Consider the following 2152-nt stretch of genomic DNA (forward strand, 5'->3'; position numbering starts at 1 on the left):
GCCTGGCCGCGCACCAGGCCCATCACCCCGCCCTGCGAGCCGAGGAACATCGTGCCCTGCCGCAGCGAGCCCTCGAAGGCGAGCAGCCGGTCGGCCTCCACGTACAGGGTGTCGCCGGTGAGGGTGATGACATGGACGTGATGGCCGCCGTGTCCGAACAGGACCGTGCCGCTGCCCTCCACCGTCATCAGCGGAGCCGCCTCCCCGGCGACCCGGCGCCCGAGCATGGACATCACCCCGCCCTGCCCGCTCTGCATGTTCGGGGTGAAGGACACCTCGCCGGTGTACGCCAGCATCGCCCCGCGCTGACTGAACAGCCGCTGCCCCGGCGCCAGCCGGGCCTCGACCATCTTGGAGTTGATCTCCCGGAAGCTCATCTCACAGATCCCCCGCGATCGTGTTCCGCTCGCTGGGCTGCACATAGACCAGCCCGTCACCCTCGAAGCGGATCTGGAAGGCCTCCCCGCCGCCCTCGCCCATCAGGGTGCGGAAGGTGACACCGGACTGGAAGGACTGCCGTACGTTCCCCTGGTGCGCGATGTAGGCGCCCGGGTCGACGGTCAGCGGGTACTGCGGGCTCACCCGGAGCACCACCGCCGGACCGTCGGACAGGATCGCGGCCTGCCCGGTGCCCTCCACGGTCGTGGTGAACAGCCCGTTGCCCTGCGAGGCGCCGCGCAGCCCGGTGAAGGCGGTGCCCGTGCGCAGGCCCGCGTCGGTCGCCAGCAGGTTGCTCGACTCCACGTACAGCGTGTCGCCGCGCAGGGCGACGAGATTGATCTCGGACGCCCGGTCCGCGAACCAGCAGGTCCCCTGTCCTCTCACCTCCATCACCGTCATCTGCTCGCCGGTGAGCCGCCGCGTCACCATCCCGCGCAGCCCCTCACCGCCGCCGCTCAGCTTCTTGAAGGCCATCTGCCCGTCGTACGCGACCATCGAGCCGTTCTTCGCCTTCACGGCGTCCCCGGTCACGTCGACGGCGAGGACCTTGCTTCCCTGCAGTCGGAACATCGCCACACCGCGAAAGTAGCGGGCGACCGGGTGGAGAGAACAGGGCCCACGGGTGGACAACGACCCTGAGCACACCCCTAGGGGCGCCGTTTGCCACAATGGGAGGACGCTTGTGCTTCCGTTCACAAAGCGGATCATGAGCCGGCCCTCCACCGGCCGGACCCCGTGCCCCGTATACGTTTCCCCGAAGGTGACCCGTGGACCTCAAGACCGCATCCGCCCTCCGCCGCCTCCGCCTGGTCTCGGCGCCGGAGGCCGTGTCCTTCCTCGTCCTGCTGCTGTGCTCGGTGCTGAAGCGGACCACGGACTTCAACGCGGTCCCCGTGATGGGTGCGATCCACGGCGTGCTCTTCGTCCTGTACGTGCTCTTCTGGCTGGACGCCTGGAACCGGACCAAGTGGAGCCTCGGCACCGCCGCCCTCTACTTCGTCCTCTCGGTGCTGCCCACCGGCGGCTTCTTCGCCGAGCGCAAGCTGCGCCGGGAGTCCGAGAACGCCGTCATCGCGGCCCGCGCCCGCGAGGAAGGAATCGTGAACGCATGATCGTCGCCTTCTCCGTGACGCCCCTGGGCGTCGGCGAGGACGTGGGGGAGTACGTCGCCGACGCCGTCCGCGTGGTCCGCGAGTCCGGGCTGCCGAACCGCACCGACGCCATGTTCACCTCGATCGAGGGCGAGTGGGACGAGGTCATGGACGTCGTCAGGCGCGCCGTCGCCGCCGTCGAGGCCCGCGCGCCCCGCGTCTCCCTGGTCCTCAAGGCCGACATCCGCCCCGGCGTCACCGACGGCCTCACCTCCAAGGTGGAGACCGTGGAACGGCACCTGGGCGCCTGACGCCCCCGCGCGCCCCGGTCCCCTGGGACCGGGGCGTTCGCATGCCCAGCGGTGGACGCGTACGCGGGACCCCGGCCGGCGCCGGCCCGCCCCGGCCGCCGCACGTCAGCCCCCCGACGCCAGCGCCATCCCCAACGGGGTCCGCTCGTACAGCACTTGGTGCCCGTACCGGCGGGCCGTGAGCAGGCCGCTGTCGCGCAGGACCGACAGGTGGGACGAGACCGAGGACGCGGCGAGGCCGAGGCGGTGGGCCAGGGCGGTGGTGGACGCCGGGTCGTCCAGGGCCGCCAGTACGGCCGCGCGGTTGCG

General features: G+C 71.3%; 5 protein-coding genes. 2 read left to right on the plus strand and 3 right to left on the minus strand.

The window, feature by feature from the left end:
* Together GT030_RS04615 and GT030_RS04620 are read right to left on the minus strand one after the other, a co-directional pair.
* Positions 1-377: AIM24 family protein (locus GT030_RS04615; RefSeq protein WP_161199964.1), on the minus strand; the 377-nt coding region annotated here is incomplete at its 3' end.
* A 1-nt stretch (position 378) separates the two neighbouring features.
* Positions 379-1011 carry an AIM24 family protein gene (locus GT030_RS04620; RefSeq protein WP_086694544.1) on the minus strand — a complete coding sequence of 211 codons (633 nt, stop codon included), beginning with the start codon at positions 1009-1011 and terminating at the stop codon, positions 379-381.
* A 197-nt stretch (positions 1012-1208) separates the two neighbouring features.
* Between GT030_RS04620 and GT030_RS04625 the strand changes: the two genes are divergently transcribed.
* Both GT030_RS04625 and GT030_RS04630 read left to right on the plus strand, forming a co-directional pair.
* The gene (locus GT030_RS04625; protein WP_161199965.1) at positions 1209-1553 is read left to right on the plus strand and encodes a DUF3817 domain-containing protein; all 345 of its coding nucleotides are present in this window, start codon (positions 1209-1211) and stop codon (positions 1551-1553) included.
* Positions 1550-1843 (plus strand): MTH1187 family thiamine-binding protein, encoded by a 294-nt coding sequence (locus GT030_RS04630; protein WP_161199966.1) that lies wholly within the window; start codon positions 1550-1552, stop codon positions 1841-1843. Before GT030_RS04625 ends, GT030_RS04630 begins: the two co-directional genes overlap by 4 nt.
* Before the next feature lie 105 nt (positions 1844-1948).
* Here the strand turns inward: GT030_RS04630 and GT030_RS04635 are convergent.
* The coding region (locus tag GT030_RS04635) for a helix-turn-helix domain-containing protein (protein ID WP_161199967.1) at positions 1949-2152 on the minus strand (204 nt) is incomplete at its 5' end.

Source organism: Streptomyces sp. SID1328, from assembly GCF_009865595.1.
GTDB classification, from domain to species: Bacteria; Actinomycetota; Actinomycetes; order Streptomycetales; family Streptomycetaceae; genus Streptomyces; species Streptomyces griseoluteus.

What these genes read in the sequence shown, in the direction of transcription:
- GT030_RS04630 (WP_161199966.1), top strand. Translation starts at nt 1,550, where the DNA reads ATGATCGTCGCCTTCTCCGTGACGCCCCTGGGCGTCGGCGAGGACGTG.
- GT030_RS04620 (WP_086694544.1), bottom strand. Translation starts at nt 1,011, where the DNA reads ATGTTCCGACTGCAGGGAAGCAAGGTCCTCGCCGTCGACGTGACCGGG.